This is a genomic window from Acinetobacter sp. SM1B (assembly GCF_003289665.1).
Classification (GTDB): Bacteria; Pseudomonadota; Gammaproteobacteria; order Pseudomonadales; family Moraxellaceae; genus Acinetobacter; species Acinetobacter schindleri.
On the sequence record NZ_QMBM01000001.1, the window covers coordinates 1,336,671 to 1,344,221 of the forward strand.

At 40.9% G+C, this 7,551-nt stretch carries 6 protein-coding genes; 4 read left to right on the top strand and 2 right to left on the bottom strand.

The features are described from left to right. Positions 1 to 220: 220 nt before the first annotated feature. Positions 221 to 412 (bottom strand): hypothetical protein, encoded by a 192-nt coding sequence (locus C8322_RS06350; RefSeq protein WP_004812280.1) that lies wholly within the window; start codon positions 410 to 412, stop codon positions 221 to 223. 423 nt (positions 413 to 835) lie between these two features. On the opposite strand from C8322_RS06350, the gene C8322_RS06355 reads away from it, so the two are divergent. The 3 genes from C8322_RS06355 (at position 836) to C8322_RS06365 (ending at position 6,054) form a co-directional block, all read left to right on the top strand. Continuing rightward, positions 836 to 1,489 carry a YitT family protein gene (locus tag C8322_RS06355; protein WP_004812282.1) on the top strand — a complete coding sequence of 218 codons (654 nt, stop codon included), beginning with the start codon at positions 836 to 838 and terminating at the stop codon, positions 1,487 to 1,489. Between the two features lie 988 nt (positions 1,490 to 2,477). Beyond that, positions 2,478 to 4,715: an NADP-dependent isocitrate dehydrogenase gene (locus tag C8322_RS06360; protein ID WP_004894125.1), complete on the top strand. Its 2,238-nt coding sequence runs from the start codon at positions 2,478 to 2,480 to the stop codon at positions 4,713 to 4,715. A gap of 307 nt (positions 4,716 to 5,022) precedes the next feature. After that, positions 5,023 to 6,054 carry a metallophosphoesterase gene (locus C8322_RS06365; RefSeq protein WP_111810454.1) on the top strand — a complete coding sequence of 344 codons (1,032 nt, stop codon included), beginning with the start codon at positions 5,023 to 5,025 and terminating at the stop codon, positions 6,052 to 6,054. Between the two features lie 79 nt (positions 6,055 to 6,133). On the opposite strand, the gene C8322_RS06370 is transcribed toward C8322_RS06365, so the two are convergent. After that, positions 6,134 to 6,556, bottom strand: a complete 423-nt coding sequence (locus tag C8322_RS06370) for an OsmC family protein (RefSeq protein WP_076753344.1) — start codon at positions 6,554 to 6,556, stop codon at positions 6,134 to 6,136. 147 nt (positions 6,557 to 6,703) lie between these two features. Between C8322_RS06370 and crp the strand changes: the two genes are divergently transcribed. Then, positions 6,704 to 7,408, top strand: a complete 705-nt coding sequence (crp, locus tag C8322_RS06375) for a cAMP-activated global transcriptional regulator CRP (RefSeq protein ID WP_004894131.1) — start codon at positions 6,704 to 6,706, stop codon at positions 7,406 to 7,408. The last annotated feature ends 143 nt before the right edge of the window (positions 7,409 to 7,551 follow it).

A 7,551-nucleotide genomic window follows, 5' to 3' on the forward strand; every position in this document is an offset into this window, starting at 1 on the left:
CAAAGGAGGATTTTAAGTATTTAAAACCAATTCTTCAAATGAGGACACGCACTAGACTATTCTGATTTTGATCATGTCGCTCATGTTCTACAATAGGATGGGTTTTTCAAAAAGTATCCAAAGCAGAGGGACAGCTCTGTATTTTCAGGATTTTTCAGGGGGTAGGGTAGTTCAAGCCAAATATAATGCTAAAGGCCTGCAATACCATAAAGATGATTAGCTAGGGATTCTCATCTTCTTCATCCTCATGTCTTTGACGGATCTGGTCGCGTTTAACTTGGGGATCTTTATCTACACCTAATTGACCACGTTGAATTTCCCGATCCTGCTTTTCTTGCGGGTCTAATTCCTCCTCAGGAAATTCTTCGTTCAATGCTTCCTCAAGTTCTTTGTTTTCATCTGGATTTGCCATAAGAGTTTACCTACTTCTTCATGAATCACGTTATTGGATATTTTTTCTATTATAAAAACCCAACCTCCCAAGTCTGTTGTATTTATAGCTCGGCTGATTTAAAAAATTGTTGCCGATGTAAGGGATTTTAATAACTCGCTAATAATCCTAATAAGTGCTTTATAAATGTTAATACTTGTTTAGAAGCATTAGTTCACAATTTCTTTTTCTCCTGGACAGATCAATGTATTAATCTAAGCCTAGTGCCAAATATCTTATGACATAGAGAATGATAAATTTCATATAAAAATCAGTTTTGGTGCCTGTTGCTGGCAAGTAAATTGCAATAACAACATACCGTCAGGTTCTGTGCCAGAAGTGCAGAGCCTAAATTAAACCCTCGGCTTCGCCACAAGCGAAAAAGAGTTTTAAAGGTTAGCGTATATGGCAATTCAATCTAATCCTCGGGTGATTTACCCGACGCGTCGTCCTACACCGCAGGAGACCAGAAAACATACTGCGTTTGAAGACCTACAGGCCTTATTTTCAGGTTCTCTGTTTGTCAGTATCTGTATGACCATGTTTGCTCAAGCGGGTTTATTGACCGGGAGTACCGCAGGGCTTGCTTTTGTGCTGCATTATGCTACAGGCTGGTCTTTCAGTCTGATTTATTTTGTGATCAATATTCCTTTTTACTGGTTTGCCTGGAAATATATTGGCAGGGAATTTACGCTTAAGACTTTTATTTCTGTCGCTTTACTCTCACTGATTACCTTTATTGCACCTCGGTATTTGCATATTGATTATTTGCATCCAGCTTTTGCCGCGATTGCAGGTGGCTTTCTGATGGGAACCGGTGTGCTGTTCTTGGCCCGACATAAATCCAGTCTCGGTGGTGCAACCATCATTTCCCTATATGCACAGGAAAAGTGGGGTATGAAAGCAGGCAATGTACAGATGGTAATTGACTGTATGGTGGTGCTACTTGCACTCTGGATTGTGCCATTTGATAAAGTGCTTTGGTCAATTCTGGCAGCAGTGATCATGGGAAGTTTTCTGGCGATTAATCATCGACCGGGACGCTATAAAGGGCATTAAATAAAAGACAGGATTGGAAAATAACCTAAGCATTAATACTGGTTCATAAATCTAGAAAAGAGCAATAAACAACAAGGCCTGTTGCTCTTTAATATTGAATCAAACCACGTCCATCAGAACATGATCGCTAGGATGTGTACTGATAGCTAACTATATTAACTTTAATTGAATTACTTTAATTTGCTATCTAAATGACTTTCTTTTACGTGACTTCTTTCCGCCTTCAGTTTTATAGCTGAAGGCTTTTTTATAACAAATATCTACAATAATTTATTGTGTTAAAAGTAGAGCAACACCCCTTATGAACATCTCAAAATTACAATCCTGGAGTAGATTACTGATAAATAAAAAAGTATATTTTTTAGCTTAAATTTGCCGATTTATTCATCTAAAACACTATAATCAGAATAAAATTAAAAACAGTAAAATCATCATTTTCACTACCATATTCAGATTTTGTTTAAATTGACCAAGATGTTTCAAGTAGTCTGTCATTAAGTCCAACACTGAACAAATCTGTTCATCGTTTTTTTGTCTCTTTTAATAGTTAAAAACTTTGATTGCCCTGAAATAGGGCTAAAAATGATGATGGTGAATAGTCTATTTGGCTTTTTAAAGTAAAGGTATTTATAAAAAAGCTATTTTCTATACGGTGAATAACCTGAGTAAACCTAAGGATTCATTAGAACTTATCAGCTCTAAAAAAACTATATATTAGAAAAACTGCTAAATATTCTTTAAAAATAGGCAGAATAAGAATAATAGATTTTTTGTATATGAAAGATGAGGAAATTGAGTGGATTATAATCAATAGAAAATTGCAACAAATTGTATAATTTTTCAGCAAAATCACAACTTGAAATGATATTTCGTTGACTGTAAAGCAAGGAGATACGATACTCTCAAGGTTTAATGCAAACATATCGGTTCACAGGGTCTGAGTCAAAAGCTTGATCCTCAAAACTCTATCAAACGCAAGGGGCTATATATGGCTGGTGGAAAGTCAACAATCATTTACACACTGACCGACGAGGCGCCATTGTTGGCGACCTACTCACTACTGCCGATCATTGAGACCTTTACTAAGCCTGCTGGCGTTGAGATTGTCAAAACTGACATCTCTGTTGCAGCACGCGTGCTCGCAGAATTCTCAGACTACCTGACTGAAGAACAGAAAGTAGCTGACAACCTTGCTGAGCTAGGCCGTCTTACACAAGATCCAAGCACAAATATTATTAAACTACCTAATATCAGTGCTTCTGTAGCTCAGTTAACAGCATGTATTAAAGAGCTTCAGTCTAAGGGCTATGCAATTCCTGATTACCCAGAAAACCCAACTACTGAAGAAGAAAAAGCACTTAAAGCACGTTTCGGTAAATGCCTCGGTTCTGCTGTAAACCCGGTATTACGTGAAGGTAACTCTGACCGTCGTGCCCCAACTGCCGTTAAAAACTACGCGAAAAAACATCCGCACTCTATGAGCGAGTGGAAACAGTGGTCACAAACTCACGTTTCACATATGGACGAAGGTGACTTCTACCACGGTGAAAAGTCGATGACTTTAGACCGCGCACGTAACGTGAAAATGGAATTGATCACTAAGTCTGGTGAAACCATTGTTCTTAAGCCAAAAGTTGCGCTTCAAGACGGCGAAATCATTGACTCCATGTTCATGAGCAAAAAAGCGCTTTGTGACTTCTATGAAAAAGAATTAGATGACTGTAAAGAAGCAGGCATCCTGTTCTCTCTACACGTTAAAGCGACCATGATGAAAGTGTCACACCCAATCGTATTCGGTCACTGTGTGCGCATTTACTACAAAGAAGCGTTTGAGAAACACGGTAAACTGTTTGATGAGCTAGGCATTAACGTAAACAACGGTATGGCTGGACTTTACGAAAAGATTGAAACACTTCCCACTTCTTTACGTGAAGAAATCATCCGTGACTTACACGCTTGTCAAGAACACCGTCCAGCGCTTGCAATGGTTGATTCTGCGAAAGGTATCACTAACTTCCATTCTCCAAACGACGTAATTGTAGATGCTTCTATGCCTGCAATGATTCGTGGTGGTGGCAAAATGTGGGGTGCTGACGGCAAACCTTATGACTGTAAAGCGGTAATGCCTGAGTCTACTTTCGCGCGTATTTACCAGGAAATGATCAATTTCTGTAAATGGAATGGTAACTTCGATCCACGTACAATGGGTACTGTACCTAACGTTGGTTTGATGGCGCAAAAAGCTGAAGAATACGGTTCACATGACAAGACTTTCGAAATTCCTGAAGCAGGTATTGCGAACATCACTGATCTTGAAACAGGTGAAGTGTTGATGTCTCAAAACGTGGAAGAAGGTGATATCTGGCGTATGTGTCAGGTGAAAGACGCACCGATCCGCGACTGGGTAAAACTTGCTGTAACGCGTGCACGTAACTCTGGCATGCCTGCAATCTTCTGGCTTGACCCGTACCGTCCACACGAAAACGAACTGATCAAGAAAGTTCAAACTTACTTGAAAGATCATGATACTGACGGTTTAGACATCCAGATTATGTCTCAAGTACGTGCGATGCGTTATACGCTTGAACGTGTTGCTCGTGGCCTGGATACTATTTCAGTAACTGGTAACATCCTGCGTGACTACCTGACTGACTTGTTCCCAATCATGGAACTGGGTACTTCTGCGAAAATGCTTTCTATCGTGCCATTAATGGCGGGTGGCGGCATGTACGAAACTGGTGCGGGCGGTTCTGCACCTAAGCATGTACAACAGCTGGTAGAAGAAAACCACTTACGTTGGGATTCTTTAGGCGAGTTCCTGGCACTTGCTGTTTCTCTAGAAGAAATGGGTATTAAAGAAAATAATCCACGTGCGAAACTACTTGCAAACACACTTGATGCTGCGACTGGTAAATTGCTTGACAATGACAAGTCTCCATCACGTCGTACTGGCGAGTTAGACAACCGTGGTAGCCACTTCTACCTGGCTAAATTCTGGGCTGAAGAGCTTGCTACACAAGATCAAGATGCAGAATTGAAAGCGAAATTCGCGCCTATCGCACAAGCCTTGGCTGAAAACGAAGCGAAAATCGTTGAAGAACTGAATACTGTTCAAGGTAAAACTGTAGACATCGGTGGTTACTACGCAGTTGATCCTGCGAAAGTAAATGCTGTAATGCGTCCAAGTGCGACATTGAACCAGATCATTGAATCACTACAGGCTTAATTAGAAGCTGCACTGATTATCAGCTTAGTGAACTGAAATAAAAACCGGTGCTTAGGCACCGGTTTTTATTTACCATGATGAAAACTAAAGGGATGCTTTATTGTCGAAGCATCAGCCTTTAGAGCTATAGGTGAAATGAATAAACAGCCATTTCATATAGATAAGAAGATGGTTCGTTTTGAACGCCCCAAAAATTTAGCTTGAACACCCGATTAAAGGTATAGACAATATAATGAATATATTGAAAGAATTAGATTAATACTCAGGCTGAGTAATTGCAGGACTCAAATGTCGAGGAGGTATCTGAATGTCATATCAGTTCATCCAGCCTATTCAGGGAGATCGGTTCGACATTGTGGGTGATATTCATGGTGAGATCGACGCCTTAAACAGTCTCTTACATGTCATGGGCTATAATCTTAAAGGTGAGCATCCAGAACAGCGTAAGCTGATCTTTGTGGGTGATCTTTGTGACCGTGGGCAAAACAGCGTCGCGGTAATTCAGCAAGTGAAGATTCTAATGGAGCGGGGCCAGGCCTACTGTGTGCTGGGCAACCATGAGCTGAACCTGCTAAATCAATCCTATCGTGAAGGCAATGGCTGGTATTTTGGCTCACCGCATATGGATGACCATAAATCTTTTTACTCTGTACCTGCTACGCCAGAAGACCAGCAGTGGATTCTACAATTTCTGCAAACTTTACCCATTGCACTGGAATCAGATCAAATTCGGGTTGGGCATGCCTGCTGGGATACACACTCCATTCAACAACTAAAAGCACTGGACAAGCTGCATTTACTTGAAGCCTATGAACATTTTGTCCAGCAGACCCAGCAACACATTAATGATGCAGGTATTACAGAACAGGCATGCCAAGAAGCAGAGCAGTTTCGTGAAGCGCTCACTGATCCGAATAGCGATATTCCCTGGCTGAAATATCTGGCACAAAAGGAATGGATTGAGCAGATGTATAATCCAATCAAAGTATTGACCTCTGGTGCCGAATATATGACAGATAAGCCCATTTATGCCGGCGGCAAATGGCGTATGAAAGACCGTCTGCCTTGGTGGGAGGATTATCAGGAGGATATTCCCGTCATTATTGGTCATTACTGGCGTAAATTTGACTTGGCTGAAGTGAAAGCTGGCCTGTTTCAGCAGATTGATCCGCTACAGTGGTTTGGGCATAAGCAAAATGTGTTCTGTGTGGATTATTCAGTCGGGAAACGCTATCTGGATCGGCAGCAGCAACGAGAATTTTCAAGCAAATTAGCGGCTCTTAGATGGCCTGAAAAGCAGGTGATTTTTGAGGATGGTTCAACTTATTTGACTTCTTAAAATGGTGTTGGTCTGATATCAAATAACAGATAAAGAAAAAGCGGTCTAAGTGACCGCTTTTATAACTAGATCAGCCGGATTATTCAGCTTCAATAATTTCAAAATCGTGCGTAATTTCCACACCGCCATCAGATAGCATTTTGCTGGCTGAGCAGTATTTTTCGGCAGAAAGCTCGACAGCCTTAGCCACTTGTTTCTCTTTAATGCCTTTACCTGTCACCACAAAATGCAGGTGAATCTTCGTAAATACTGCAGGAATCGCGTCGGCACGTTCTGCATTGAGTTCACAGCGAACATCAGTAATGTCCTGACGCGCTTTCTTTAAAATGGTGACAATATCAAACGAAGCACAACCACCCAAACCGGTTAATAGAAGTTCCATTGGACGAGGACCACGGTTCTCACCACCGTATTCTGGCGATCCGTCCATGACGATACTGTGACCACTTTGCGTTTTTGCTTCAAAAGCAACATTCTCTAACCAATGAACGCTTGTTTGCATTGCAACTACCTAAAAAAAGCTATAAATTTACGAAGTAACTGTACACTAACATAAATTGGGTTGATAAGGAATTTCATTCCCACTGTGTGACAAGTTCACATTAGGTCTTGTGCGATCTAAAAATTATCCTTATTTGGAACTGCTAGCATGACTTCAAACTTTTCACAATTAAGCACAGATGCACTTTCTCCGGGACAATTGCCAGAATCCGTGAAGGCATTATTAAAACGTGCATATATCAACCGTTACCCAAAACGTACAACGATCGTTGATGCAGGAACAGAATCTAAATCTTTATATTTGATTCTGAAGGGGTCTGTATCGATCATTCTTCGTGAAGATGATGAGCGTGAAATTGTCGTGGCATATTTGAACGCGGGTGACTTTTTTGGGGAAATGGGCTTATTCGAAGCAAATCCACAACGTACTGCAGAAGTGCGTACGCGTGACGTTTGTGAAATTGCAGAGATTAGCTACGAAAACTTCCATGAACTGAGCAAACAATATCCTGACTTGAGTTATGCGGTCTTTGCCCAACTGGTTCGCCGTCTGAAGAATACGACACGTAAAGTAACTGACCTGGCATTTATTGATGTTTCTGGTCGTATCGCACGTTGTCTGATTGATCTTTCAGCTCAGCCTGAAGCGATGATCTTGCCAAATGGCCGTCAGATCCGTATTACCCGTCAGGAAATTGGCCGTATTGTAGGTTGTTCCCGTGAAATGGTCGGTCGCGTACTGAAAACCCTTGAAGAGCAAGGCATGATCGAAACGGATGGTAAAGCAATTCTGATCTTTGATGCCTCACTGGAGCAAAATGAAGTACCAGCTGAAGATGATTCAGAAGAATAAACTGTAATTTTGAGAAAAGGGCAAACCTTCGGGTTTGCTTTTTTTATAGCTGCGAAAAATCCAACATCACAAATAAGAACAAACTTCTTAGAAAATAGGACTTACGCACTGTTATTTATAGACTCTCTGTGGTAGCAGATGAT